This window comes from Mesorhizobium sp. PUT5 (assembly GCF_052216645.1).
Taxonomy (GTDB): Bacteria; Pseudomonadota; Alphaproteobacteria; order Rhizobiales; family Rhizobiaceae; genus Mesorhizobium.
Window position 1 is genome coordinate 1,782,148 of sequence record NZ_JBQOSO010000003.1, and the last position, 25,888, is coordinate 1,808,035.

The 25,888-nt window shown below is 63.1% G+C and carries 22 protein-coding genes; 15 read left to right on the forward strand and 7 right to left on the reverse strand.

Going from position 1 to position 25,888, the window contains the following annotated elements; genetic code table 11:
* Positions 1-5: 5 nt before the first annotated feature.
* Positions 6-872: an IclR family transcriptional regulator gene (locus ACTDI4_RS10090; protein WP_442841022.1), complete on the reverse strand. Its 867-nt coding sequence runs from the start codon at positions 870-872 to the stop codon at positions 6-8.
* 229 nt (positions 873-1,101) lie between these two features.
* On the opposite strand from ACTDI4_RS10090, the gene ACTDI4_RS10095 reads away from it, so the two are divergent.
* The 8 genes from ACTDI4_RS10095 to ACTDI4_RS10130 are packed head-to-tail and all read left to right on the forward strand — an operon-like array spanning position 1,102 to position 8,502.
* On the forward strand, positions 1,102-2,115 hold the full coding sequence (locus ACTDI4_RS10095) for an ABC transporter permease (protein WP_442841023.1): 1,014 nt from the start codon (positions 1,102-1,104) through the stop codon (positions 2,113-2,115).
* A gap of 10 nt (positions 2,116-2,125) precedes the next feature.
* Entirely contained in the window at positions 2,126-2,971 is an 846-nt protein-coding gene (locus ACTDI4_RS10100; protein WP_442841024.1) for an ABC transporter permease, read from the forward strand.
* The gene (locus ACTDI4_RS10105; RefSeq protein ID WP_442841025.1) at positions 2,968-4,020 is read left to right on the forward strand and encodes an ABC transporter ATP-binding protein; all 1,053 of its coding nucleotides are present in this window, start codon (positions 2,968-2,970) and stop codon (positions 4,018-4,020) included. The genes ACTDI4_RS10100 and ACTDI4_RS10105 overlap by 4 nt, the downstream gene beginning before the upstream one ends.
* Positions 4,013-5,035, forward strand: a complete 1,023-nt coding sequence (locus ACTDI4_RS10110; RefSeq protein WP_442841026.1) for an ABC transporter ATP-binding protein — start codon at positions 4,013-4,015, stop codon at positions 5,033-5,035. The genes ACTDI4_RS10105 and ACTDI4_RS10110 overlap by 8 nt, the downstream gene beginning before the upstream one ends.
* A gap of 49 nt (positions 5,036-5,084) precedes the next feature.
* Positions 5,085-6,350, forward strand: coding sequence for a CaiB/BaiF CoA transferase family protein (locus tag ACTDI4_RS10115; protein WP_442841027.1), 1,266 nt, complete (start codon positions 5,085-5,087; stop codon positions 6,348-6,350).
* Between the two features lie 9 nt (positions 6,351-6,359).
* Positions 6,360-6,488, forward strand: coding sequence for a hypothetical protein (locus tag ACTDI4_RS10120; RefSeq protein ID WP_442841028.1), 129 nt, complete (start codon positions 6,360-6,362; stop codon positions 6,486-6,488).
* Positions 6,485-7,825, forward strand: coding sequence for a 3-oxo-tetronate kinase (gene otnK, locus ACTDI4_RS10125; protein WP_442841029.1), 1,341 nt, complete (start codon positions 6,485-6,487; stop codon positions 7,823-7,825). The genes ACTDI4_RS10120 and otnK overlap by 4 nt, the downstream gene beginning before the upstream one ends.
* Positions 7,798-8,502 (forward strand): class II aldolase/adducin family protein, encoded by a 705-nt coding sequence (locus ACTDI4_RS10130; RefSeq protein WP_442841030.1) that lies wholly within the window; start codon positions 7,798-7,800, stop codon positions 8,500-8,502. The genes otnK and ACTDI4_RS10130 overlap by 28 nt, the downstream gene beginning before the upstream one ends.
* Positions 8,503-8,602: 100 nt before the next feature.
* Here the strand turns inward: ACTDI4_RS10130 and ACTDI4_RS10135 are convergent, their stop codons facing one another.
* Together ACTDI4_RS10135 and ACTDI4_RS10140 are read right to left on the reverse strand one after the other, a co-directional pair.
* Positions 8,603-8,890 (reverse strand): hypothetical protein, encoded by a 288-nt coding sequence (locus ACTDI4_RS10135; RefSeq protein ID WP_442841031.1) that lies wholly within the window; start codon positions 8,888-8,890, stop codon positions 8,603-8,605.
* Between the two features lie 248 nt (positions 8,891-9,138).
* A complete protein-coding gene (locus ACTDI4_RS10140) occupies positions 9,139-10,347 on the reverse strand; it encodes a helix-turn-helix transcriptional regulator (RefSeq protein ID WP_442841032.1) in 1,209 nt (402 codons plus the stop codon).
* Here ACTDI4_RS10140 and ACTDI4_RS10145 point away from each other — a divergent pair.
* Together ACTDI4_RS10145 and ACTDI4_RS10150 are read left to right on the forward strand one after the other, a co-directional pair.
* On the forward strand, positions 10,346-12,946 hold the full coding sequence (locus tag ACTDI4_RS10145) for a DUF4214 domain-containing protein (protein ID WP_442841033.1): 2,601 nt from the start codon (positions 10,346-10,348) through the stop codon (positions 12,944-12,946). The genes ACTDI4_RS10140 and ACTDI4_RS10145 overlap by 2 nt on opposite strands.
* A gap of 655 nt (positions 12,947-13,601) precedes the next feature.
* A complete protein-coding gene (locus tag ACTDI4_RS10150) occupies positions 13,602-14,750 on the forward strand; it encodes a helix-turn-helix transcriptional regulator (protein ID WP_442841034.1) in 1,149 nt (382 codons plus the stop codon).
* Between the two features lie 603 nt (positions 14,751-15,353).
* On the opposite strand, the gene ACTDI4_RS10155 is transcribed toward ACTDI4_RS10150, so the two are convergent.
* The 4 genes from ACTDI4_RS10155 to ACTDI4_RS10170 are packed head-to-tail and all read right to left on the reverse strand — an operon-like array spanning position 15,354 to position 20,555.
* Positions 15,354-17,162, reverse strand: coding sequence for an enoyl-CoA hydratase family protein (locus tag ACTDI4_RS10155; RefSeq protein ID WP_442841035.1), 1,809 nt, complete (start codon positions 17,160-17,162; stop codon positions 15,354-15,356).
* Positions 17,159-17,611 carry a PaaI family thioesterase gene (locus tag ACTDI4_RS10160; RefSeq protein WP_442841036.1) on the reverse strand — a complete coding sequence of 151 codons (453 nt, stop codon included), beginning with the start codon at positions 17,609-17,611 and terminating at the stop codon, positions 17,159-17,161. The genes ACTDI4_RS10155 and ACTDI4_RS10160 overlap by 4 nt, the downstream gene beginning before the upstream one ends.
* Before the next feature lie 25 nt (positions 17,612-17,636).
* Positions 17,637-18,827 carry an acetyl-CoA C-acyltransferase gene (locus ACTDI4_RS10165; RefSeq protein ID WP_442841037.1) on the reverse strand — a complete coding sequence of 397 codons (1,191 nt, stop codon included), beginning with the start codon at positions 18,825-18,827 and terminating at the stop codon, positions 17,637-17,639.
* A 3-nt stretch (positions 18,828-18,830) separates the two neighbouring features.
* Positions 18,831-20,555 (reverse strand): class I adenylate-forming enzyme family protein, encoded by a 1,725-nt coding sequence (locus ACTDI4_RS10170; RefSeq protein ID WP_442841038.1) that lies wholly within the window; start codon positions 20,553-20,555, stop codon positions 18,831-18,833.
* Here ACTDI4_RS10170 and ACTDI4_RS10175 point away from each other — a divergent pair.
* The 5 genes from ACTDI4_RS10175 (at position 20,542) to ACTDI4_RS10195 (ending at position 25,696) form a co-directional block, all read left to right on the forward strand.
* On the forward strand, positions 20,542-21,336 hold the full coding sequence (locus tag ACTDI4_RS10175) for an IclR family transcriptional regulator (RefSeq protein ID WP_442841039.1): 795 nt from the start codon (positions 20,542-20,544) through the stop codon (positions 21,334-21,336). The genes ACTDI4_RS10170 and ACTDI4_RS10175 overlap by 14 nt on opposite strands.
* A 143-nt stretch (positions 21,337-21,479) precedes the next feature.
* Positions 21,480-22,187: a GntR family transcriptional regulator gene (locus tag ACTDI4_RS10180; protein ID WP_442841040.1), complete on the forward strand. Its 708-nt coding sequence runs from the start codon at positions 21,480-21,482 to the stop codon at positions 22,185-22,187.
* A gap of 221 nt (positions 22,188-22,408) precedes the next feature.
* Positions 22,409-23,635, forward strand: coding sequence for an aminotransferase class III-fold pyridoxal phosphate-dependent enzyme (locus ACTDI4_RS10185; RefSeq protein ID WP_442841041.1), 1,227 nt, complete (start codon positions 22,409-22,411; stop codon positions 23,633-23,635).
* 133 nt (positions 23,636-23,768) lie between these two features.
* Positions 23,769-24,650: a transketolase gene (locus ACTDI4_RS10190; RefSeq protein ID WP_442841042.1), complete on the forward strand. Its 882-nt coding sequence runs from the start codon at positions 23,769-23,771 to the stop codon at positions 24,648-24,650.
* The gene (locus tag ACTDI4_RS10195; RefSeq protein WP_442841043.1) at positions 24,647-25,696 is read left to right on the forward strand and encodes a transketolase family protein; all 1,050 of its coding nucleotides are present in this window, start codon (positions 24,647-24,649) and stop codon (positions 25,694-25,696) included. The genes ACTDI4_RS10190 and ACTDI4_RS10195 overlap by 4 nt, the downstream gene beginning before the upstream one ends.
* The last annotated feature ends 192 nt before the right edge of the window (positions 25,697-25,888 follow it).

Genomic DNA, 25,888 nt, shown 5'->3' on the forward strand with positions numbered 1-25,888 from the left:
CGGGGCTATCCTAACTCGACGCGGGCGCTCTGGGGCGTGGCTGCTATCTGATGTTGCAGGTTGGGGGGTCTGGCGCCCGTCAACCCGTCCTGCAACTCTTCGAGCAGCTTCCTGAGCTTGGGGACGAAGTTAGAAAGACATTCCTCGACCGGTGCCAGGTCCTTGATGCCGCCGCAGGTGATGGCGACAAGCTGCGAGCCATCCGTCGGTCTGAAGGGCATGCCTACGGCATTGATGTAGCTGTACCAGTCGCCGAAGGAGGTGACGAACCCATCGCGCGCATAACTTTCCAGACCGTGGTCGATAGCGCATCGGATCTCGTCACGGATATCGGGATAGGTGGTGAGAAGCCGTTGTATGACCGCTTCGCGGATGGGCTCCTCCATGGCGGCGATGTAGGCCAGGCCCATGGATGTCTTCCAGATGGGTAGGCGCGAGCCGACATTGAGGCGTAGCGTCACCGGCGTTTCCGGGCGGCAATTGGCGATATAGACCATTTCCAGGCCGTCGCGCGTTCCCATGGCGACGGCCACGCCTGTCTCGAAGGCCAGGGCCTGCATCAATGGCTTGGCCATGTAGATGACAGCGCTGGTGCTGAGGCCTGAATAACCCAGCGAAATCGTTGCGGGACCGATGCTGTAGCGGCCGAGCGCAGGGTCGTAGATGAGGTACTCGAGGCTGACCAGCGTGTAGGTCAGCCGCGAGACGGTCGCCTTGGGCAGGCCGGTTCGGTCGATGAGTTCCTGGTTGCCCAACGAGGCATCCGCCGGCGTGAAGGCGCGCAGAATCTGCAGGCCGCGCACCAGGGCGGAGGCATGCTGGCCCACATCCTTTTCAGTGGGGGCCGTGATCGGCTTGAAGCGTTTTCTCATCCTGCTCCTCCCGCTGGCGATTGCGCTTTGGTCTTCTGTGCCTTGTACAGGGCATCCGTGCATGCTCCCAATTCTCGGGCCCGGCAGCCTCGCGTGACGAGCGCCAGGAGGGCGGGATAAATTTGGAACATAATTTCATTTCTATTGACGGCAGTCGGCCGCCTTGTCAATATTGTGACGGGGCCATCGCTTCCGGGGCAGGCGCAGACAACCATCTAATGGGAACACGATGCTGAATTATATCCTACGGCGCAGCATCGCGATGCCTTTCATTCTGTTGGGCATCGTCACCATGGCTTTCATGCTGACGGCGATCACCAAGGGTGACCCGCTCACGGCGGTGGTCAGCGAGCAGCAGATGGGCAATCCCGAAATCGTTGCTGCGGCCAAGCAGCGCTGGGGTCTCGATAAGCCGTTGCCGGCGCGTTACCTGATCTATGTCGGCAATCTGCTGAAGGGCGATATGGGCACATCCTTCGTCACGCGCCAGCCGGTCGCCCGGGATTTGATGATGCGTCTGCCGGCGACGTTCGAACTGGTGATCGCGGCCATGATCATCGGCAGCGCCGTAGGCATCCTTTTTGGTCTGTTGGCGGCCTATTATCGTGATACGGCAATCGACCAGGGCGCGCGGATCTTCTCGCTGTTCGGCTCGTCGGTTCCGATTTTCTGGCTGGGCTTGGCGGCGCTGTTCCTCTTTTCGGTCAAATTCCAGATACTGCCCGGGCCGGGTCGCCTCGATCCGCGCATGGCCGCTCCCCCCGTTGTCACCGGGTTCATGACCATCGACACGCTTTTGGCCGGCAACTGGACCGCCTTCAAGGACGCGCTGGTGCATCTGGTGCTGCCGTCGGTCGTTCTTGGCTGGACGGTTGCCGGAACGATCTCGCGCTTGGTGCGCGCCAACATGCTCGAAGTGATGGAGCGCGAGTTCATCCTCACGGCCCGCGCCAAGGGTGCCGGCGAGATGCGCGTGGTTCTGCGCCATGCGTTCCGCAACATCCTCGTTCCGGTGCTGACCGTCATCAGCTACTCCTTCGCCTATCTGATCACCGGCGCGGTGCTGACCGAGACCGTCTTCGCCTGGCCGGGAATGGGCAGCTATGCGGTGACGGCCGCACGCTCGCTCGACTTCCCCGCCATCATCGGCGTGACGATCGTAGGCGGCGTCATGTTCCTCATCACCAACTTGCTCACGGATATCGCCTATGTGCTGGCAAATCCGCGCGTGCGCCTGAACTGAGGGGACGGCCATGGCCATGGTTCAAACCGGTTCCGCCCGGTTCAGGCTTCCGGTCTGGGTCTCTCCGGCCCTGATCGTCGGTGGCGTTGTCGTGCTGTTCTGGCTGATTGCCACGCTGTTTCCCTACTGGATTGCGCCGCATGATCCCTTCGACATGGTGGGGCGCCGGCTGCAGGCGCCAAGTTCCTCCTTTCTGATGGGTACCGATGCCCTGGGGCGTGACGTCTTTTCGCGGACCGTACACGGGGCGCGATATTCGCTGCCGATCGCGCTGCTCGTGGTCGCCAGCGCTGTCGTTATCGGTTCGGCCGCCGGCGCCATCGCCGGCTATCGCGGCGGCTTCGTCGGCAACGTCATCATGCGCCTGGTCGACATCACCCTGTCCTTCCCGCCGATCTTGCTGGCCATGGCAGTGGCGGCTTCGCTCGGGCCGGGCTTGTTCAGCGCGGCCATCGCCATGGTCGTGGTGTGGTGGCCGGTCTATGCGCGCCTGATGCGCGCCCAGGTTCTGGAGGTTCGCGAACGCGAGCATGTCGAGGCGGCGGTGGCCGCCGGAGCCGGCAATTTCCGCATCCTGACCAAGCACATTCTGCCGCTGTGCTGGACGCCGATCCTGATCAGCGCGTCGATGGATCTGGGGCAGGTCATTCTTCTGGCCGCCTCGCTCTCCTTCATCGGTCTCGGCGCCACGCCGCCGACGCCGGAATGGGGTGCGATGATCTCCGACGGCGCTCGCAACTTCTACAATTGGTGGATCGCCTTCGGTCCCGGCATGGCCATTCTGACAGCTGTTCTCGGCTTCAACTTCATCGGTGACGGCCTGCGTGACTACTTCGATCCGAGGTCGGCGAAATGAAGGCGAATATGGAGTACGAGAAATCCGTAGGCGCCGCCGCACCTCTATTGCGCATTCGCGACCTCAAGGTCGGCTTCAGCGGCCGTAACGGAATGCTCCTTGCCGTGCGCGGCCTGAATATCGAACTGTCGAAAGGCGAGGTGCTTGGCATTGTCGGCGAATCCGGTTCCGGCAAGTCGCTGGGCATGCTGTCTTCGATCGGCCTGCAGGCGCGCAACGCCGAAGTGAGCGGCTCGGTCGTGTTCGACGGGCAAGAGCTTGTGGGCAAGCCGCGTTCCGAGATGCGTGCGTTGCGCGGCTCCAAGATCGGCATGATCTTCCAGGATCCGCTGTCGTCGCTCAACCCGGTGATGACCGTCGGCGACCAGATCCGCGAAGTGCTTTTCCTGCACAACAAGGGCATGAGCAAGGTGCAGGCCACCGAGTGGGTGCTGGAACTGCTGCGCCTTGTCGCCATCCCGCAGCCCGACAGGCGCATCAAGCAATATCCGCACGAATTTTCCGGCGGTATGCGCCAGCGCGTCATGATCGCCATGGCGATTGCCAACAACCCGGCGTTGCTGGTCGCGGACGAGCCGACAACGGCGCTCGACGTGACGGTGCAGGCGCAGATCATGCTGATGTTGCGCGAGCTCAAGGAAAAGCTCGGTTTGGCCCTGGTCCTGATCACGCATGATCTCGGGGTCGTTGCCGGCCACGCCGACCGGGTGGCGGTGATCTATGCGGGGCTGATCGTGGAGGAGGCGGAGGTGCGCGAGCTCTTTGCCAATCCCCGTCATCCCTATACGCGCGGCCTCATCGCCTCCATCCCGAAATTGAGTTCGTCGGAGGACAAGCTCTATTCGATCCCCGGCGCACCGCCCATGCTCGGCGCGATGCCGGAGGGGTGCGCGTTTCATCCGCGCTGCAGCTTTGCGCAGGATATCTGCCGCAAGAGCGCGCCGCCGACATTGGAGTTCGGCCGGCACCGCGCGGCCTGTCATTTCGCAGAGAGCCTGCCGTCATGGAACGAAACCGCAGCCGTGGCGAAAGGAGCCGCCCATGGGTGAGGCAGCCGTGAAGGAACAGGGCCAGTCGGTAGATGACATCGCGCTGTCGGTGCGCAATCTGCGCAAGTCTTTTCCCGTGATGGGCGGGGCCATAATCCGGCGTGAGGTAGCGCAACTGAAGGCGGTCGATGATGTTTCGTTCGATTTAAAGCGCGGCGAGACGCTGGGGCTGGTTGGTGAATCCGGTTGCGGCAAGTCCACGCTCGGGCGTTGCCTGTTGCGCCTGATCGAACCGACTTCGGGTAGTGTGCAAGTCAACGGCGTCGATGTCATCGCGCTCAACGAAGCTGAAATGCGCAAGATGCGCCGGCATCTGCAATTGGTGTTCCAGGATCCCTACGGCTCTCTCCATCCGCGCATGCGTATCGAGGACAGCATAGCCGAGCCCCTGCGCATCACCGACATGACAGGCGCCCAGCGACGTGAGCGCGTGCTAGAGATGCTGGATCTCGTCAGCCTCAGCGAAGCGCATGGCAAGCGCTATCCGCACCAGCTTTCCGGCGGCCAACGCCAACGCGTGGTGATCGCTCGGGCGCTGGCGCTGAAGCCGGAAGTTCTGGTGCTTGACGAGCCGGTCTCGGCGCTCGACGTGTCGGTGCAGGCGGGCGTGCTCAATCTTCTGCAGGAGATCCAGGACAGGATGGGAACGGCCTATGTGTTCGTGGCTCACGATTTGTCGGTCGTGCGCCATATCTCGCATAAGGTCGCGGTCATGTATCTTGGGCGCTTTGTCGAAGTGGCACTCTCGCGCGACCTTTACGACCGGCCGCTGCATCCCTATTCGCAGGCGCTGATGTCTGCCGTTCCGGTTGCCGATCCCGATATCGAGCGCAACCGCAAGCAGATACTGCTCAAGGGCGACGTGCCGAGCCCGATCAATCCGCCGTCAGGTTGTCCGTTTCGCACCCGCTGCTTCAAAGCGCAGGACAAATGCGCCGAGGTCGTGCCGCAACTGGCGGAGATGGAACCCGGACATTATGCGGCCTGCCATTTTCCAGGACCTTCGGCGGTCTGAACGGCCGCTCGCGCCGTCCACAATATGAATCGATACAATGCGAGGGCGTATGTCGCAAATCGTTGAAGGTGAGCAGACAGGGCAGGCGAATACCGCGCTGCCGCTGGCCGGCATCAAGGTGCTCGACCTGTCGCGGGTGCTGGCCGGCCCCTGGGCGACGATGAGCCTGGCTGATCTCGGCGCCGAGGTGTGGAAGATCGAGAACATCGAGGGCGGCGACGATACGCGCGCCTGGTCGGTGCCGAACTATAACGGCGTCAGCACCTATTATCTTTGCGCCAATCGCGGCAAGTCCAGCATCGCGATCGATCTCAAGCATCCCAAAGGGCTTGAGATCGTTCATCGGCTCGCCGCGCAGGCCGATGTGGTGATCGAGAACTTCCGCCCCGGAACCGTACAGCGGCTGAAGATCGACTACGAAAGCCTCAGGGCAATCAATCCGGCCCTGATCTATTGCTCGATCTCCGGCTATGGACAGACCGGTCCGGAATGGGATCGTCCCGGCTATGATTTCGTGATGCAGGCCGAGAGTGGTCTCATGTCGATCACCGGCGCGGCCGATGGGGAGCCGCAACGCATCGGCGTCGCCATGACCGACATCATCGCCGGCATGGTTTCGGTGCAGTCGGTGCTTGCCGCGCTTTACCAGCGCCTGCAGACGGGTCTCGGCCAGTATATCGACGTTTCGCTGCTGGAATGCGCGCTCAATACGCTGATCAATGTCGGCAGCGGCTATCTCAATGCCGGCGTCGTGCCGCACCGTTATGGCAATGCGCATCCGACGGTCGTTCCCTATCAGATCTGTGCGTGCTCGGATGGCAGCTTTGCGCTGGCGGTCGGCAATGACAAGCAGTTCGTGGCGCTGTGCGAGAAGGTCGTCGGCCTTCCGGCGCTCGCCAGGGACCCGCTCTATGCCACGGCGGCTGCGCGCGCGCTCAATCGCGACAGCCTGCTTGCCGTCCTTGGAGCGGCATTCCGTAAGAACACGCGCCGACATTGGATGGAAGCCTGCCTGCGCCACGGTGTTCCGGCAGGCGACGTCAAATCGGTTCCCGAGGCATTCGAAAGCCCGACCGTCAAGGCGCGGCAGGTGGTTCAGACGCTCAACAGCGATCATCTTGGGCCGGTTTCCCTGGTGCGGCCGGCGCAAGGCCTCACTGCGCAGCGGACGGCCAGCTACAAGGCGCCGCCGATGCTGGGCGAAGATACTGCTGCCATTCTGTCCGGCACCCTGGGTTATGACCCGACCGAGATCGAAGCGCTTACTCGATCAGGCGTCGTGCGCCAGTTCATCCAGGCGCCGCGAGCGACGTGAGCAGGACCAATGATGGACGCACGCCGCATCACCGGGCAAACCAAGCTCATGTTGCTGATGGCGGATCCGATCGCTCATGTGATCGGCACTGAGTTCATCACGGCGCATATGCGTGCAGCGGCGGAGGTCAGGAGATGACGACCGGGCGGGACCATCCATTGCTGTTCGGCGCGATCGCCGACGATTTGACCGGCGGTTCGGAATTGGCGGCCATGATGGTGGCGCGTGGCATGCCGACCAGCCTGGCGACCTCGGTCGAGGCGGAGATCGATCCGAGTTCGCTGGCGCATATCATTGCTCTCAAGACGCGCGTAGCGCCGGCGCAGGAGGCGGTGGCGCTGGTTGTGGAAGCGGCGCGAAAGCTGCTGGCGGCCGGTTGCGAGCATATTTTCTTCAAATATTGCGCCACGTTCGATTCGACGCCGGCCGGCAATATCGGTCCGTGCGCGGAAGCGTTGGCCGACCTTGTCGGCGCGAAACTGGTACTGTTCACTCCTGCCCTATGCGAAACCCAGCGGACTGTCTTTCAGGGCCATATGTTTGGCGGCGCCCAGATTCTGGCCGAATCGCCGAAGCGGTTCGATCCGTTGACGCCAATGACGGACTCCAATTTGGTACGCGTGCTGGCGGCGCAGAGCAAAGGCGCCGTCGGACTGGTCGCCCATCCAGTGGTGGATCAAGGTGCGGATGCAATCCGCGCCCATTGCGGCAAGCTGGCCGCTGAAGGCGTGAGGCTGGCGATCACCGACACGATTTATGAGCGCGATCTTGCAGCGATCGCGGAAGCGGCCGCCGACATGCCGCTCATGACCGGCAACGCGTCGATCGCGGCGCATTTGCCCAGCGCGTGGCGGCGCGCCGGCCGTCTCAAGGTGGCGCAGGCCTCGTATCTGCCAGCCGTGGCCGGGCCCGCTGCCATTCTGGCCGGCAGCGTTGCGGCGCGTACGGCCGAGCAACTGGAGCATTTCGGCCGCGCCAACGAAGTGCTGTACGTCGATCTGTCGCGCGTATTTGCAGGCGATGATATGCGGGCCGAATGCCTGGCCGCCGCCGCCAGGTCGATTGCGGACCAGCGCACCATCGCGATTGCAACCACGGCGCCGCAAAGCGAGGTCGAGCGTCTGCAAAACGCCTTCGGCCGCGACGCGGTGGCGCATCGCGCCGAGGTCTTCCTGTCCGATCTTGCGAACAGCCTGATCTTCGAGCACGGTGTGCGGCGCCTGATCGTCGCCGGAGGCGAAACGGCCGGCGCCATCGTGCCCGGCCTGCCCATCGACCGCTTCATCGTCGGCCCCTATCAAGGGCTCGGCACCGGACGCCTGGTGGCGGAAATGCCATTCCCGGTAGCCCTGATGCTGAAATCCGGCAAGCTGGGCGGGCTCGATGTGTTTTCCGCCGTGCTTGAGGACATGCAGCAGCCTTTCCAGGCGCAACCCTGCCTCGATCAATGGCCGCCGCAGCCGAGGACCCTATGACTGATCACGATTCGATCCGGCGCTCGATCGTGGACGCCTCGCGCTATATCGGTGCCAAGGGGCTCAACAGCGGTACTTCGGGCAACATCAGCGTGCGCGTCGCAACCGGGATGCTGATCACGCCGACCGGCATTGCGCCGGAAAAGCTCGATCCGGCCTCGATTGTCGACATGACGCTCAGTGGCGACCGGGCAGGGACTTCGCGGCCCTCCAGCGAATGGAATATGCACGCGGCCATCTATCAGGTCTTCCCGCAGGCAAACGCAATCGTGCATGCGCATCCCGATCATTGCGTTGCGCTGTCGTGCCTGCGCGAAGCGCTGCCGCCCTTCCACTACATGATTGCGTCCTTCGGTGGCGACGATGTGCCCTGTTCCGACTACGAGCCATTCGGCACGGCGAAACTGGCGCAGGCGGCGGTGCGGGCGCTTGCCGGCCGCAACACCTGTCTTCTGGCCAATCATGGCATGATCGCCTTTGGACCGGACCTGGCGGCCGCGGTGATGCGGACGGAAAAGCTGGAGATGCTGGCCAGGCAATACATGCTGGCCAGGACGATCGGCCGGCCTGTCATGCTGACGGATGCCGAACTCGCCGTGGTCAAAAGCCGCTACAAGACCTATGGTCAGCAGAGCCCGGAATTAGAGAGCATTTTGCAGCCAAGCGAACATATTTGACTTCGTATAAATTCTGTAAAAACGAACGAATAGAGCGAAAGCATTCACCCGCCAAACGGCGCCGTCACGTTGATTGTGTGCCCATGCTGCCGAGGAGTGGCTACTTGCCGCAATAATGGTCGTTCACGTAAGGAACGGCGTTGCCGTCCGGGCCAGGTATGTTCGAGGCGCAGGGACCCATGTCGAAGGGGTCGGTCGGGCCGGCCGAGGGAACGCCCTTTGTGGCATAGGGACTGTATATGCTCCCGGTGACGGTCTGGTCGAAACCGTAGTCGGTTCCGGGCAGTTCGCTTTCGGCGCTGTCATGCCGGGTTCCATGGCCGCGAGCCATTGCCGCGCCCGAAAGATCGAGGGCGATGAGAGAGGCCATCAACACTGTCTTGAACATTGGAGTTCTCCGACAATCACGGGCACTGGTGCCTTATGTGAGGAAATAGGGGACCTCGACCGGGCGTCCCTTCAAAAGAGGGTGAGCACCTCGCTATTTGCGGCGTCCCGCGCGGTTTTGAGTTTGCGGCATCGGACGACGCAATGGCTTCATGGCGACGTCTCCGCAAGGACGGCCGCAATCAGGCTGGCAACGGTCTCGTTGTATCCGCTTGGCGAGAGCCCGACCGGCCAGCGAATTGAACTCGCCTATGCCGGGCCGCTCTCTCCTGGTGAACATGCTCGCGCTTTCATGGAGGTGGTCTCCTGCGCGCGCAATCGCCCCATCTGCGCGCTCAAACGCGAGGCCAGTCCCACCAGATCGGACTGTCGCGACACGCCGGTCTTGGCGAAGATGTTGCCGAGATGGGTCTTGGCCGTGGTTCGTGCCGTGCCGAGGATGGCCGCGCTTTCCGCCAGCGTATGGCCGGCGAGCAGCATGCCGAGCACCTGGATCTCGGCGCGCGTGAGGCCGAAGGCGATCCCCAGCACTTCCGCGTCGCCGGCGCCTGCATCGACGGCACTGACGAAGATTATCGCCCGTGCCCGCGGTTCCAGGTGCCCGCGCATCGTGCCGCCATGGAGCGGCAGGACGCTGGCGAGGGCTGGAGGATGGCCTGTCTCGGTCAGGCGCACCGCCAAGCCGACGCCGCCCATCGCAGATCCGTTGCCCGTGGCAAGTCCGATCGCGGCGTGCAATTCCATCGTCGCCGCGGCCGCGCTGGCGTGCAGCGTGCCCGCCGCCCGCCGGATCGGCGCGCCGGCCCGCAGCATCGCCTCGGCGGCGACGTTGGCGTGCACTATCCGGGCTCGGCCGTCGGTCAACACCACACCCGCTTCGAGGGCATCGAACGCCTGTTGCGCGGTATCGGCCTCCAGCGATTTCACTTCCAAAATATTGCTGATGGTGACGGCACGCCGCAAATGAGGCGCCAGCAATCGACCGAGCCTGATCTCGCGCTCGGTGATCAACCCGACCGAGCGATGCCGTCCCACGCCGACCTGGGCATGCCGGGTAGGGGTATGGAGCAGCACCATGCCCAAAGAGTCGACGATACCCTGCGGGTTGCCCCATTCGGCTACGTAGCGTGACGTCTTGGCGATCTCCGGCGGCAGATCGCGCGAGCGGACCTGAGGCTCATCCGGAGAGAGAGGAATAGCCTGAGGCAGCCGCTCCCAGGTCGCGAATTCGGCCTGGTGGTCCGTCTGCCGCTCCAGCCAGTACGGATCGATCCCCACGCTTTTTTCCAGCAGCGCCCGCTTGTTCACCAGGTCGAACAGGCCGAGTTGGGCATTGCAGCTTTTCATCAGGGATCGGATGCGGTCGAGCGTTTCTTCCCACAGAGCGGGATCGAGGGCGCATTCGTATATGGAGCCGATTGTCTCGGATAAGGCTTCCTGCGACGGAAAGTTGGCCATGGCCGCATCCCCCGCGCACATGAACGATAAAATCTACCCCATCAGGCGCAATTCGGCAAATGGGCCGCGCCGGTCATCCTGGGCAACGGACGGTGTTCCTCCATCTGGAGGAAGTCTGCCGCGCCGCGATGTGGAAAGCTTCCTGCCACGGAAGCCCGACGCAGCCGGCGCTGATCGATCGCATGTGATCGGCTTTCCGCGACTTGATCGTGATGGGGGGCTCGCAATGCCGAACAATGAGGAACTGATCGCGCAACTCTACATTGGTTATTTCAACCGCGCGCCCGACCCGCAGGGGCTGGACTACTGGTTGGGCCGCATGGCCGCGGGCGTGCCCCTGGCCGACATTGCCGATTCCTTCGCAGCGTCGCCCGAGGCGATCGCCAACTATCCCTTCTTCGCCTTCCCCAACCTGGTCAATTCCCGGCAGTTCCTCGGCCGAATCTACCACAACCTGTTCGGCCGCGACATCGACGCCGACGGCCTCACCTATTACAGCGGCAAGCTGGCTTCCGGCGCCACGCCGGTGGGCGCGATCATTGTTGAGATCCTCGGCAATGCCGCCACCAACGATGGCAGCTCCGACCAGATCTACCTGCACAACAAGGTCGAGGTCGGGCTCGACTGGGCGTTGGCAGCGGCCGGGGTGGAAGGCTTCCGCTACGACCGCGCCGGCGCTAGCGGCCGCGCGGCGCACGACGCCATCGCCGACGTCGACGACACGCCTCAATCGGTGGCCGCGGCCAAGGCTGCGACCGCCGCATTCTTCGCAGGGGCCTCGCCAGCCGAGCCGAACGAACCCGTTCCGGGCGGTGGGGGCATACCCGGCGGCGGGGGCGGATCGCCGGGCGACGGTGGGGCTGGCAAAACGGTCATGCTGACGACCGCCGTCGATAATCTGACCGGCACGGCGGGAAACGACCTGTTCAAGGGCGTCTACAGCGGCGGAAGCCCGATTGTTGATGGCACCACCTTCAGTTCTGGCGATACGATCGGCGGCAAGGGCGGCTACAACACGCTTTCCGTCCTGGTGACCGCATCGGGGCCGCCTGTCATTCCCACCTTGACCAACATCCAGAACATCGAGATCCAGGCCCTGGCCGATTTCGACCTCTCGCTCATAAACAGCACCGGCGTGCAGCGGGTCGAACTCACCGGCTTATATGGCAAGAAAGTCGAGATCAGCGGTGTGAAATCGATCTTCGACCTTGCACTGACCGACTTCGCTGGGTCTGGCAGGGTATATTATCAGTCGGAAGCCGTGTCGGGGACGAATGATGTCCAGAACATCGTGCTCAGCAATTACTTTAATGTCCCCGGTGATCCTCTTGAAATCGACAACGTCGAGTTTGTGAACGTCGATTCAAAGACAGCCTCATGGCTGGAGCAGAACTCGCTTTACTTCAAGGGCGATTCCGTGAAGACGGTCAACGTCACCGGCGCGGCACCGCTGGTGATTTTTGTTTCCGGGCCCGCCTTCCACACCCTCGATGCCGCGGCTTCGATAGGAAACATTGCTGTGTACGTGGACAATGCCAACGGCCCGCTTGCCCTCCGCGGTGGCTCGGGCGATGATTTCTTCCTTTATTATCGGGATATTACCCCTGACGATCACGTCGACGGCGGCGCCGGCTTCAACACCCTCGCACTGAGTGGTGGCGATTACCGAGCCGCCGCGAACCCGGTAGTCAAGTCACTCAATGCCACAACCTCGATCCAGCAGATCTGGTTCAGCGGCCCTGACGACGTCCTTATCGACCACGACACCCTAACCAATGCCGACTTGGAAACCATTCGTTTCACCAGCGCCGATGGTGATGTGACGGTCGACCATGCCCTGTCGAGCATCGACTACGGTTTTGGGGGCTCCGAGAAAACCGTTACGTTCGACATGGCGGCTGGCAACGTTGAGCTGAACCTGCACCTCGGCGTAACCGGCGGGGATGAGCCGGTAAGCGTCAACAGCATCTTCGGGCAGGCACAGACGATCAACCTGTCGTCGGATGGCGATTTTGCTTCCGGCGCCAACACGATCTCCCAAAATATCTTCAACGCCAATGGCGCGACCGTCAACATCACCGGCGAGGCCGCCCTGACGATTTCAGGGCTGTTCGCCTATGCCACGATCGATGCTTCGGCCTTCACCGGCGATCTGGTGGTTGCCGGGTCGGGCGCAAACGCGGGCCAAGCCGACATCATCAAGCTGGGATCGGGCGTGGACACCGTCAACGTCGCGGGCGGGAAATCGGGACACGTCTCCGGCGGTGAAATCGACGCCGACAGCATCGATGCCATCCACAACTTCGCTACCGGCGATGGTGGCGATCGCCTCAACTGGACCGATCTCGGTGACAACGTCTATGCGGCGATTGCCGCGGCGACGCAGGACGAAATCGACAACGCTGTTACGCTGACCGCGGCGGCCCGTCTGGCGGCGACCGGCCAGGCGGTTTCGCATTGGACCGCGTTCGAATTCGAAGGGCAGACCTACGCGCTGCACGTCTTTGCACCTGATGCCTTTATAACCCTCACCGACGCCGTCGTCCTTCTGGTCGGTGTCAGCGTTGCGGACCTGAGCCAGGCGAACTTCGGTGCGTGATCAGCCTCACTTTTAAGAGTAGTCATGTTTAAGAGTAGTCATGGGAATCCGCCGTCCTCCGACGGCGGGTTTTGTTTTGCCGTCAGGCATCGCCAGGCTGGCGCGCCCGACGCGGTCTTCGGGAGGAAGAGTTCACATCGTAGGGTTCCGGCTGCCCGCCTTGCATTGGCGCCGCCGGTTTCGCTGTGCGTGATGTCGTCCCTTCTTCCTCCATTTGGAGGAAGCGCGGCGGAGCGCCGATATGGAAATGTCCGATCAGTGGACCTCACGCCGGCGTGTTCCGATTCGCAGCGATTTGCTGGGGGACAGCAAGAAGCCCTTCAAGCCTTGAACGCCGGCAATCCCAACATCGTCTCCGGCGAAGGAGCCGAAAGGACTGGGAGGAAAGCCTGCGGGCCATCCGAAAAGGAAGCAAGGCGATACGGTATGCATATCTTGTCGATCCCTCGAATGTGTACACGATCTGGGACTGCATGCTCGACCTGCCGGCTGTGGTCGACGGCAGGCTGCCGATGCCATCGACGGAGGTCGAAGCCATCACAGTAGTGGCTATGCTCAACCGGGGTGCCCTGCCAGCACGCGACGCGGAGCATCCGACCCTGCTGCTGGCGAAGACCCGCACGCAAAGGACTCGCGAGGCCGCAAAGGGGGAAACATGACCGGCCTCTTCTGCCCGCGGCAACTCTCCGCATTGATCGGGCTGATCTATGATTGCACGCTCGACCCGTCGCGGTGGGATGATGCCATTGATGGCATCAGGGACGCACTTCGTTGCGATTCCATTATCCTTTCCTTGAATGACCTGCGCTCCGGCACGCTTCTGATCGACAAGAGCGTCGGCTGGCCTGAGGAATGGCGCCGCCGCCGGAATGGTCATCTGGCGGAAATCCATGCACGCATTTCAGAGTGGCTGGCAGAGGCGCCTTGCCTTGATGCGCCGTTCATCGCATCACGCCATCTGCCGGAGGACTACGCCGCCAGTTCCGCCTACATAAAGGAGGTGCTGGAGCCGCTCGGCATCGTTGATGTGATGCATCTCTTCCTGGTGCGGACACCCGCGCACGTCTCCGAGCTTGTAAGCATGCACCACCAGCGATACGGCGTCGTCACCGAAAGGGAAACCGAGGTGGTCGCTTTGCTGTTGCCGCATCTCAGGCGCGCCGTCACAATCAGTCGCGTGCTGGAAGCACGCGAGATTGGCCGGCAGCAGATGGCGGGGGCGCTCGATGCCTTGCAATGTGGCGTCGTGCTCACCGACCGGGATGGCGCGATCCTGCACCCCAACCGCGCCGCCGAGGCGGTGCTGGATAGGGGCAACGCGCTACAGGATGCCGGCGGATATCTACGGGCTTGCAACCCGGCTGCTTCGCGGGAGTTGCGGGCCGCGATCCGGCTCGCTGCGCAGGATGAGAGCGCCCTGGGAACGGCCGGGCTTGCCGTGCGCCTCGACCCGTCGGGCACGAAGCCGCTGTTCGCTCATGTGCTGCCGTTGGCGGGTGGCCAGCGCCGCGATGGGATGCAAACGGAAGCCAGCGCTGCCGTCTTCATCAGCGCCCAGCCCGACGAGCGGATTGTCGCCACGGCGATGGCCGCGGCCTTCCATCTGACCAGGGCGGAACGACGCCTTCTTGCACGCCTGCTGGCGGGAAAGACGTTGGCGGAGGCCGCCGGGATACTCGGCGTCGCACCGACAACCGCCAAGACGCATCTCGAAAACATCTTCTCGAAGACCGGCGTTTCCCGCCAGGCCGATTTGATGCGGCTGGCCATGCAGGCGCTGCCGCCCGCCGCTCTCCCGAATTGACCGGTATCGGCCGTCCCTGCCTGCAATCCCGACCGCCTGCCATCGGATAGGAGATGTGTTCGCCGATGCCGTCGCCGGTGGCGATATTTCCAAACATGTCCGCCACCTTCGCGGGAGGAGTCGCTGCCCGCGAAGGTGGCGGCGCGGCGGAGAGCGCCGGGGCAAGCGGCGCCCTCCGCCATCTTTGCTCGAAGGGAGCGCGCGCCGGCTCCCTAGGCCGCGCTCAAAACCTCCGTCATGCCGATGCGCACGCCGAGCCGACCCCTAGCGCGGCGATAGCGCCGGTGCTTGTTTCAGATGAGAACCACCCCCAGTTGCGGACCAACGCAGGGGTAGAAAGGTGTCATACTGGCCCGGAGGATACTTCCTCCAAACAGAGGAAAAACCGCTGGGTCGTGTCGCAGCTCCGATTGCAGGCTGGTCTGCTCCATGAAAGCCTGTCAAGTCAGCGCATATGCCGCTCAATCGCGGCTTGTTCATCATCCGGCAGTGGCTGGCGTGCCAGCCACCCTCGACCACGGCCATTGAACAGATCGGCATGCGGTCACCTCGCGTGCACACGACCTCCTCAAACACATCGTTGAGGATCAGGGTCTGCGGCGCCTATCGTGATGCGAGATTGCCGGCGCGCCTCAGGGCCGCCATCATATCTTGTTCCAGTTCCTCGACTATGGCCGCCATGGGTGCTGCCCGCGTGATCGCGCCCAGGCTTTGCCCGGCCGACAATACGCCGCGCGTAACGTCGCCGGTCTCGTAGGCGCGCCGGCCGATCTTGCCGCTGACGAGGGGCAACAGGTCCTGAATAGTGACGTCGGGCCGTTCCGCCTCGATGCGTCGCAACTCTCGCATGGTGTCGTTGGCAAAGGCGCGCACGGTGTTCCGCACCGTATGCATGCCGAGCGCGGTGTCGTTTTCCGACGCCTCGATAAGGGCCTGCTTGTAGCCGGGATGAGCCCAGACTTCGTCGGCGACCAGGAAGCGGGTGCCGATGACGACGCCGGCGCCGCCCATTGCGAGCACCGCGGCGATCTGCGCGCCGTTTCCGATGCCGCCACCGATCAGCCATGGAATGGTGAGCCGCGCACCCGCAAGACCAGCATTGACCATGGAGCCGATCATGTCGAGACCGGGATGGCCGCCGCATTCGGCTCCGACGATTGAGACGGCGTCGACTCCGATCGTTTCCGCCTTCTGCGCATGTTTGAGACTGGACACTTTGTGCAGCACCTTGATGCCCGTGCCTCGGATGATCGGCAGAAACGGCTCCGGGCTGCGACCTGACGTTTCGATAAAGCGCACGCCTTCCTCAGCGACCAGTTCGAAGGTTTCACGCGTGCGTTCGCCTTCCACCAGCTTGGGCAGCATGGAAATGTTCACGCCGAAGGGCAGGTCGCCGACCATGTCGCGGCAGCGTCGGATCTCGGTGCGCAACGTCTGGCCGTCGGGAAAGCTGGCGGCGGTGATGAAGCCGATGACGCCGGCCTTGGCGGCGGCAGCTACATAGTCGGCGTTGGCCAGCCACATAAGCCCGCCGGCAACGACCGGGAGGCGGATTCCGAAGAGTTCGGTGACAGCGGTGCCGATACCGGGCCGCTTGGCGGCGGCCGGCTCAGGCGAAGGCGCGGGGAAGGCGGCCGGGCGTTTCTCGCGGAAGGCGGCGATGCCCTCGGCGGCTTCCGGGGCGACGATGGCACGCGCCATGGCGGCGCGCTCACGGTCGAGCTGCGCTGCGATGCTCGTTTTGCCCTGTCCGTCGAGCAGAGCGAGGATAGACGTCTGGGCCGCGCGTGCGCCGCGTGCCAGCGTGGCTGCGAGATCGAGCGCGACGTCGAGGGCTTTTCCGGGGGCGGCAACGCGATTGACCAGACCGAGTGCTGAAAGTCGGTTGGCCGGCACCTGAGGTCCGAGAAGCGCCATCTCGGCCACGAGTTGCGGCGGCAGCGCACGGGCAAGATAGGCGGTGGCGCCGCCGTCAGGCACGAGGCCTGCCTTGACATAGGACAAGGCGATATAGCTGCCCTCGGCGGCGACGATCAGATCGCAGGCCAGGGCAATCGATGCGCCGGCGCCGGCGGCGCCCCCCTCGATCGCGGCGATGACCGGCTTCGGGAAGGCGTACAGCCGTTGCGTCACCCTATGCAGTTCTTCGATGCGCTCTTCGTTCTGCGCAATGGACAGGGCAGCGCGTTCGGCCAGAGAACGCAGATCGCCGCCGGCGCAAAAAAAACCGTCGGCACCCTGCAGCACCACATTGGCAATGCCGACATCGGCTTGCGCGGCGTCGAGCAGGGCAAGCAGCTGACGGTACATGGCCGGCCCAAGCACATTGCGCTTGCCGGGCGTGTTGAGCGTCAGAATGAGGGTCGCGTCTCGTCGCTCGCTCAGGACCGGGTCGTAGGTGAGGGTAGTCATGCCTGTCTTTCGTTGCTGGCCGCAACCTTGAAGGTGGCGGTCGCGGTGGCGAGCAGCCGACCGCTTTGATGACGCAATTCCGCTTCGGCAAATTTCAGGCTGCGTCCGCCGCCGGTCACGCGGCCGGTCGCAATGACGCGGCCGGAGCGCGCGGCCGAGACGAAGTTGACGGTCAGTGTGACGGTCACGACAGTGGCGTCGATATCGCCGAGCGAATGACGCACGGCGATGCCGCAGCCATTGTCGAGCAGCATGGAAACGAAGCCGCCATGCAGCAGGCCGAGCCGGTTGAGATGCTGGGGGCCGATGTCGAGTGAACAAACGCCTTGCGACGTATCGTCGGGCAAGAACGAGCGATAGCCGAGGAGGGCGCGCGCGCCCGACAGGTTGACGGGCAGGATGTCACCCTCGCCGGTATCCCTATGTTGATCCGCCACGGCAATCTCCAATGCGGCCAGGCACCCGGCTCCGCCGTCAGGCAACGCGCTCGATAACCATGGCTATGCCTTGCCCGACACCGATGCACATGGACAGGCAGGCGTAACGGCCTCCGCTGCGCTCAAGCTGGCGCATGGCCGTCAGCACGATGCGCGCGCCCGAAGCCCCCAACGGATGGCCGACGGCGATGGCGCCGCCATTCGGGTTGATGCGGCTGTCCCTGGGGTCGAGGCCGAGTTGCCTGCAGCAGGCCAGGACCTGGACGGCAAACGCTTCGTTGATCTCGATCAGGTCCATGTCCGCCATGGTCAGCCCGGCGCGTTCCAGTGCCTTCGGCACGGCAAAGCCCGGTCCAATGCCCATGATGCGCGGCGGTACGCCGGCGACGGCGCCGGAAACCACGCGCGCACGCGGCTTCGGCCCAAGATCGCGCGAGCCGATCAGAAGTGCGCCGGCGCCGTCATTGACGCCGGATGCATTGGCCGCAGTCACCACGCCGCCTTCATAGAGCGGCTTCAGCGTCGCCATTTTTTCCAGGCTGGTGTCGGGCCTGGGATGCTCGTCCGTTTCGACTTTCACCACGTTGCCTTTGCCGGCAGCTATCTCGATGGGCAGGATTTCGTCGCGAAAGAAGCCTTCGGCGCGCGCGGCCTCATATTTCTGCTGGCTGGCATGGGCAAAGACATCCGATTCTTCGCGGCCGATTTCGTAGTCGCGTGCCAGATTGTCGGCCGTCTGCGGCATGGCGTAGTCGCCGAAGGTCTTGGCAAAAGCCTTGTTGGGAAAGCGTGTGCCGATGGTGGAATCGTAGATTTCCGGCTGGCGGTTCCAGGCCGCGGGCGACTTGGCCATGACGAAAGGCGCGCGCGTCATGCTCTCCACGCCGCCGGCAACATAAAGATCGGCTTCACCAACCGTGACCGAGCGCGCCACATCCAGAACCGCTGCCATGCCCGAGCCGCACAGGCGGTTGACGGTCAAGCCGCCGGCCGCTTCGCGCACGCCCGCCAGCAGGCCGGCAAAGCGACCGATATTGCGGCTGTCCTCGCCCGACTGGCAGACATTGCCGAGCACGACATCCTCTATCCTGTCGACTGGCAGATCGGAACGATCGACCAGCGCGCGGATGACCTTGGCGGCCAGATCATCGGGTCGGATCGTGGAAAGCGCACCGGCATGGCGGCCGAAGGGGCTGCGCAAACCGTCATAGATATATCCCTGGAGCATGGATTAGTCCCTCTCGTCCAATTGTGCCCGGAAGCGGTCGAGCAAGCTGTTCTTCAAGATTTTGCCGGTTGCGGCCTGCGGCAATGCCTCGGCCACGATCACCCTGGCCGGCACCTTGTAGGGAGCGAGCCGCTCGCGGGCCCATAGGCGCAAGTCGTCTTCGCTCACCGGCGCGTGCGCCGTGACGAAGGCCAGAACCTCCTCATTGCCGTTTCGGGCACGGCCGACCACAGCGCAAAGCGTCACCGCCGCGTGGGCGCTCAGTATGGCTTCGACCTCCGGCGGGTAGACGTTGAAGCCGGAATGGATGATCAGTTCCTTCTTGCGCCCGACAATGTGAATGGCGCCGCCACTGTCTTGCTTGCCCAGGTCCCCGGTCTTGAGAAAACCATCGTCGGTGAGCGTTGCCAGAGTGGCCTCGGGATTGCGGAAATAGCCCTTCATGACATTAGGGCCACGTACCCAGATCTCGCCGACGCCCTGTTCATCCGGGCGGTCGATGGCGATCTCGACCCCGGCGAGGGGGTGTCCGACGGCAGTATCCGTGCGTGGGTCCTCGATGCGAGTTGCGGCGATGGAGGGCGAGGCTTCGGTCTGGCCATAGCCATTGTGCAGCGTCGAGCCGAAGGTCCGCTCCACTTCCAACTTCAGTGCAAGATCGAGTGGCGAGCCGCCGGCATAAAGATAGCGGAGCCGATGACGCGGCCTGTCGATACGCTCTTCCTTCAGCACTTTCAGCATGTTGGCGAACATCTGCGGCACGGCCGTAAGCACCGTCCCTTCGGTCTCGATCTGACGCAGCACCGCGCGGGCATTGAAACGGGGCACGCAGATCAGGCGGGCGCCACCTGAGAGGGCGGCCAGAAAGACGGAAGACAGGCCGAAAATATGTGTGCCGGGCAGCACGGCGAGCAAGGTATCGTGAGGCCCGATATGGCGCATGCGGGCGCCTGTCTGGGCAACGAACAGCAGATTGCCATGACTTAGCATGACGCCCTTGGGCTCGCCGACCGTGCCGCTGGTATAGATCAGCACGGCGGTCTGTTGCGGACCGTCGTCGACCGGTTCCGGGGTGGCATTGCGCAAAGGGGAGACGACGACCTCGCCGCAGCGCAGTTTGCCGATCGAGGTTGCTCCCATGCGCGCGGCGTGTACCTGCGCGGAAGGCGAGGCTTCGGGCGTAAACAGAGCTGTGCGCGCTTCCGCCCTTTCCATCAACCGGTCGACCTCCGATGGAGTCAGGCGCGCATTCGCAAGCGCTGCCCAGGCGTCGAGCCGGCTGAGTGCCAGCACGCCGGCCAGAAAGGTTGCGCAATTCTCGCCCAGAACCAGCACACGGTCGCCGGGACGGACACCGTAGCTGCGCAGCAGATCGGCCATTTTATCGACCAGGATCGTCAGTTCGGCATAGGTGTAGGCGGCCCGGTCGTGGTCGATCAGGGCTATCGATGCAGGAGTTCCGTGTGTCAGCAGATCGTGAATGCGCTGAAATGCCCTGGTCCCGGCCGCTCCTATGCCGGGGTGGCTCGGTGCGGGGTTGAGGGACACGATCAATACCGAACTCTTTTCGTCGCGTTGCCGGAAATTCGCAAATAAATCGAAAAATGCGAAATTGCAGTTTGCACAGCGAACGGTATTATATGGAAAGAAATGCCTGTCAAGCGGCAGCCTGCCGCGCTGCTTGTGAGTATTTCCTTCTTTGACGGGAGCGCCGATGACCCAAGACACCATGACCGCCGATGAGACCGATGGCGGTGATCGTCAGTTTGTGACGGCGCTGGCTCGAGGGCTCGACATATTGAGCTGTTTCCGCCCGCAGGACCGGTTTTTGTCCAACCACGAGATTTCGCGGCGCACCGGACTTGCAAGGCCGACGGTTTCCCGGCTGACCTATACGCTCACGAAAACCGGGCATCTGCTGCGCGACGAGGCGAGTGGCGCCTATCGGCTGGCGGCGCAGGTGTTGCGGCTCGGCTTCAGTGTGCTTGGGGCGATGGACGTCGCCGAGCGCTGCGCAAGCGAGATGGATGCGCTGCGGGAAGGAGCCAATCCCTATGTTAGCGTGGCGCTGGCGGAGCGAAGCGGCACTCGCGCCGTCTATCTGGCCGTACGCAGGCGCCAACAGGCGGTTTCGCTGTCAATCGACGTTGGAGCGCGTCTGCCTTTGTTCTACTCGGCGATGGGCCGCGCCATTTTGGTCGGCATGGCCGAAGGCGAGCGCGAAGAGGTGCTTCGCGCTGCGGTGCAGGAATTCCCAGAACAGCGCGAGCGCATGAAAAGGGGCCTCGACGATGCTTTGATCGACTACGAGAGGTACGGCTACTGCACCAATTTCGGTGTCTGGAAGCCGGAGATCAACGCCATTGCCGCGCCCCTGCGCTCGCTTGACGGCACTTCGGTCTATGGTCTCAATGTTGGCGGGCCATCCTTCCTAGTAAGCGCGGAGGCGCTGCACGAGGACTATGGGCCGCGCTTGGTGGCCGCGGTGGATAGGCTTGGCGGTCATTGAAATCGCTCCGGTGCAAGCGTTCGGAGGTTGCGACGGCAACGGAATAATGCAGGCGGCACATTGCTTGCAGGCTATGGACTGTCCGGCACGGCTAATAGTATCACCGCGGAAGGGGAAACCCTGTCCAGCAGCAGGCGAAAGCGGTGATCGTGTCCATGCAGCCAGTCGGGGGTATACAAAGCAAGAGCCTGTCGTCGCAAGTCTACCTGCATTTGCGCCAGCAATTGATGTCGGCGCGCTATCGCCCGGGCGACAGGCTGAAGATACGCGACCTCGCCCGGAGCATGGGTACAAGCGAGACGCCGGTGCGCGAGGCTTTGCTGCAATTGGTCAAGGACGGCGCTCTGGAAATGAAGCCCGGCTACTACATCCGTGTGCGGCGGGTCAATCTTCAGGAATATCTGGAAATCCGCAAGGTTAGGCTCCTGCTGGAGCCTTACGCCGCCTTGCAGGCGATGCCGTATATAGATGATGCCGTCATCGACGAACTGGAGAAGTTGCACGCGGTCCTCGTTCAGGCCGAGAGCAAGAAAGACTATCCGACGGCCCTGCAGGCCAACTACGATTTCCACTTCATGGTCTATCGTCGCTCCAACATGCCGCATCTGATCGAGATTCTGGAGCGGCTTTGGGTCCAGATCGGCTCGACGATGACCTTTCTTTACCCCTTTGGTCACCCGACCTATGAGGGCGACCACCAGCATCTGCATATGCTGGCCGCGCTGCGGGCGCGCGATCCCGATGCGGTGTTGGCGGCCTATGAAGCCGATCTGGTGGAGGGTGGGCGCAACTTTTTGCGCTATCTGGAAGAGGTGGAAAAATCGGGCGTTCACGACCCGGCTGATCTCTGATCCTGAGTTACGCTGAGCCATAATTGCGGGCGCAACGCCGCCAGACAATCATTCTGGAGGTTCGCCAGAGCCATTCCGCGCCCGTCGCGCCAAATTCGGAATATGTTGTGCGGCAAGGCACCGGTGATGCGGTGGCCAGCTTGCGTCGTACGGATATATGATATATCAAAATCCGCATCGCGCTCCGGAGGCGCGCATGATTGAAGATGCGAGGATCGTCAATGGAAAGGCTTAATCTCCATACCGACATGGCACTGCGTGCTCGAGCTGCCAAGGTGATCCCCGGCGCGATGTGGGGACATCAGAATGTCGCCCGTTTGCCTGAGGGCTATCCGCAATATTTCGCGCGCGCCGAGGGCTGCCGGACCTGGGATGTGGACGGGCGCGGCTATATCGACTTCATGTGCGCTTGGGGACCGATGCTGCTCGGTTACAATGATCCGGATGTCGAGGCCGCCGCGGTGCGCCAACGCGAATTTGGCGATGGCTTCAACGGACCGAGTGCCCGTCAGGTTGAACTGGCCGAGCTCATTGTCGAGACGGTTCCGCATGCCGATTGGGCGATGTTCTCCAAGAACGGCACCGACGCCACCACCGCTTGTGTGACCATAGCGCGCGCCGGCACCGGCCGCCGCAAGGTCCTGGTTGCGCGCGGCGCCTATCACGGCGCCATTCCGTGGTGCACGCCCTCGGTTGCCGGCGTGACCGAGGAAGACCGCGCCCATCTCATCCACTATGACTACAACGATGTTGCGAGCCTGGAAGCTGCGGTCGAACAGGCCGGCAAGGATCTGGCAGCCATCTTGGTTTCGGCGTTCAAGCATGATCTGGGCAAGGAGCATGTCATGCCGACGCAGGCATTCGCCCGCCGAGCGCGCGAACTTGCCACGGCTGCGGACGCGGCGTTGATCGTCGACGAGGTGCGCGCGGGCTTCCGTTTGCATAGCGGCGGCACGTGGGAACTGGTGGGTGTCCGCCCGGACCTTGCCGCCTGGAGCAAGGCGATCGCCAATGGCCGTGCGCTGGCTGCGGTGACCGGCAATGACCGCTTCCGCGAAGGCGCCACCAAGATTTTCACGACCGGTTCCTTCTGGACGGCCGCGGTGCCACATGCGGCGGCGATCGCCACCATCACCAAACTGCGCGACACCGATGGCGTCGAGCATATGCGCGGAATGGGCCAGCGTCTGCGCGACGGGCTGGCCGCACAGGCCCAGCGGTACGGCATGCGCCTGCAGCAGAGCGGGCCGACACAGATGCCGGTGTTCCTGTTCGCAGACGACGCCGACCGGCGCATCGGCAACCGTTTCTGCCTCGAGGCACTGGCGCGCGGCGTCTATCTGCATCCGACGCACACCATGTTCTTGTCGACCGCGCATACGGCCGCCGATATCGACGAGGCGCTTGCCGCAACGAACGAAGCGATGGAAATCGTCGCCAAGCTGTAGTGTTTCGCGGGTTGCAGCGCATCTAACATTCCATCGACGAAAGATGATCAAGCTTTGCCTGCTCCAACTCGGAGCCGGCATGGGTCGATTGCATTCGTCACAAGTTTAGAAATTGGACAAGGAGGCGACGACGGTGACAACGGACAACCACCGAGGCCATGGCCGCAATGTGTCGGAAGACTATCTGGCAGATCGCGCGAAATTTATCAGGCTCGAGACGTTACGCCTGACACGCATTGCCGGCGCCGGTCATTATTCCAGCACCTTTTCTGCGGCGGAGCTGTTTTCGGCACTCTACTACGCGCATCTGCGCTTCGATCCGAGCAATCCGAAATGGCCGGATCGCGACCGCTTCATCCTCAGCAAGGGGCACGCGGCGATCGGCCTCTATCCGGTTCTGGCCGATCTTGGCTTCTATGAGGCGTCCAAGCTCGACGATTTCACGCGGCTCGGCAGTTCCTTTGGCGATCATCCGGACATGAAGAAGATCCCGGGCATCGATTTCTCGTCCGGCTCGCTCGGCCACGGCCTGTCGGTTGCGCTGGGCATCGCGCTTGCCGGCCGCATGCAGGGCCGCAGCTATCGCACCTATTGTATGATGGGTGACGGCGAACTCAACGAAGGGCAGATCTGGGAAGCGGCCATGGCCGCCGGACATTTCAAGCTGCGCGGCCTGGTCGGCATTGTCGACCGCAATCAACTCAGTATCGATGGGCCGACCGAAAAGGTGATGTCGGTGGAACCGCTGGCCGACCGCTTCGCTTCATTCGGCTGGGACGTCAAGCGCATCGACGGCCATGATCTGAAGGTGATCCTGGAGACGCTGGACGGCCTGGCGCCGGTCGGCGAGGGCAAGCCGCAAATGATTATCGCCGACACGATCAAGGGGCGGGGCGTAAAGCACATGGAACTGTCGCTCGACTGGCACGTCGGCAATCTCGTCGGCGCCGATTACGAGGAGGCCTTCGAGGAAATTTCGCAGGGCCTCAAGCCCTTTGTGAAGGAGAATGCATGATGGTCGCGCAAGTGGACAATTCCGGTCAGGACCAGAGCGCGCTGTTTCGCGGCGACGACAAGGAAATCACGCTCAAAGACGCCAAGTCGGTGCGCGGCACTCCGGCCAAGTCGATGCCGGCGTTCATTCTGGGTGAGGAGTTGGCCGATCTTGCCGACAATGATCCGCGTATCGTTGTGGCGACGGCCGATCTCGCCAATTCCAGCCGTTCGCGCGATTTCGCCAACCGCCATCCCGATCGCTTCATCGATTTCGGTATTGCCGAGCGCAACATGATCACGGCGGCCGCCGGCATGGCATCGTGCGGCATGGTCCCTTACGTCGCCACTTTTGCCGCATTCTGTGGCCTGCTGGGCGCCGAAGTCATCCGCACGGACTGTGCCTATCCGCGCATGAAGGTACGTATCATTGCCCACCATTCCGGCATTTCGATGGGCTTCTACGGCACAAGCCATCATGCGCTGGAAGATATCGGCATGATGCGCACGATCGCCGACCTGACGGTGGTCTGCGCTGCGGACGCCAACCAATTGCGCGCCGTTCTGCGCGCCTCGCTCGAACATCCGGGTGCGATGTACATCCGTCTCGGACGCGGACGCGATGCGGAAGTCTATAGTGAGGTGCCGGCCGATTTCCGGATCGGCAAGGCGGCAAAGTTGCGCGAGGGCCGCGACCTGACCATCATCGCCACCGGTTCGCAGGTTCATGCCAGCCTGGCAGCGGCCGAGCGGTTGGAGGCCGAAGGCCGCAGCGTACGGGTTGTCGACATGCACACGATCAAGCCGCTGGACGTCGAGGCGGTGAAGGCGGCGGCGGCCGATACGGGCGCTATCATGACCGTCGAAGAGCACAATGTCATCGGCGGTCTGGGCAGTGCGGTCGCCGAAGTCCTTGCCGGCGGCGCGGCGGTCCCTTTCCTGCGCCATGGCATCCAGGACGAGTTCTCGCTGATCGGTCCGCCGGCTGCGCTCTATGCCCACTACAGGCTCGACGCCGACGGCGTGACGCAGGTGGCGCGCGAGTTCCTGGCCAGCGCCGGCAAATGACGCTGCGGTCCCGGCCGGCCGTTCTTCAGGCCGGGACCGTGCCTTGCACTTGAAAAGGAAATTTCGGTGTTGCCGGGGCCGCTCCGGCCGCCGATACGTCGTATACGTTGATGCAGGCCAATAGTGGCCATCGGAAATAAACCTCTTGCCGACGGGTGGGCCATACATTTTTTGAACCGAAGCCCTTCGCGG

Coding starts and splice junctions, on each gene's coding strand:
- ACTDI4_RS10130 (WP_442841030.1), top strand. CDS start 7,798: ATGGCCGCCGCAGCCGAGGACCCTATGACTGATCACGATTCGATCCGG.
- ACTDI4_RS10155 (WP_442841035.1), bottom strand. CDS start 17,162: ATGACTACCCTCACCTACGACCCGGTCCTGAGCGAGCGACGAGACGCG.
- ACTDI4_RS10185 (WP_442841041.1), top strand. CDS start 22,409: ATGGAAAGGCTTAATCTCCATACCGACATGGCACTGCGTGCTCGAGCT.
- ACTDI4_RS10165 (WP_442841037.1), bottom strand. CDS start 18,827: ATGCTCCAGGGATATATCTATGACGGTTTGCGCAGCCCCTTCGGCCGC.
- ACTDI4_RS10100 (WP_442841024.1), top strand. CDS start 2,126: ATGGCCATGGTTCAAACCGGTTCCGCCCGGTTCAGGCTTCCGGTCTGG.
- ACTDI4_RS10095 (WP_442841023.1), top strand. CDS start 1,102: ATGCTGAATTATATCCTACGGCGCAGCATCGCGATGCCTTTCATTCTG.
- ACTDI4_RS10150 (WP_442841034.1), top strand. CDS start 13,602: ATGACCGGCCTCTTCTGCCCGCGGCAACTCTCCGCATTGATCGGGCTG.
- ACTDI4_RS10120 (WP_442841028.1), top strand. CDS start 6,360: ATGATGGACGCACGCCGCATCACCGGGCAAACCAAGCTCATGTTGCTG.
- ACTDI4_RS10110 (WP_442841026.1), top strand. CDS start 4,013: ATGGGTGAGGCAGCCGTGAAGGAACAGGGCCAGTCGGTAGATGACATC.
- ACTDI4_RS10090 (WP_442841022.1), bottom strand. CDS start 872: ATGAGAAAACGCTTCAAGCCGATCACGGCCCCCACTGAAAAGGATGTG.
- ACTDI4_RS10135 (WP_442841031.1), bottom strand. CDS start 8,890: ATGTTCAAGACAGTGTTGATGGCCTCTCTCATCGCCCTCGATCTTTCG.
- ACTDI4_RS10105 (WP_442841025.1), top strand. CDS start 2,968: ATGAAGGCGAATATGGAGTACGAGAAATCCGTAGGCGCCGCCGCACCT.
- ACTDI4_RS10175 (WP_442841039.1), top strand. CDS start 20,542: ATGACCCAAGACACCATGACCGCCGATGAGACCGATGGCGGTGATCGT.
- otnK (WP_442841029.1), top strand. CDS start 6,485: ATGACGACCGGGCGGGACCATCCATTGCTGTTCGGCGCGATCGCCGAC.
- ACTDI4_RS10195 (WP_442841043.1), top strand. CDS start 24,647: ATGATGGTCGCGCAAGTGGACAATTCCGGTCAGGACCAGAGCGCGCTG.
- ACTDI4_RS10145 (WP_442841033.1), top strand. CDS start 10,346: ATGGCCGCATCCCCCGCGCACATGAACGATAAAATCTACCCCATCAGG.
- ACTDI4_RS10140 (WP_442841032.1), bottom strand. CDS start 10,347: ATGGCCAACTTTCCGTCGCAGGAAGCCTTATCCGAGACAATCGGCTCC.
- ACTDI4_RS10115 (WP_442841027.1), top strand. CDS start 5,085: ATGTCGCAAATCGTTGAAGGTGAGCAGACAGGGCAGGCGAATACCGCG.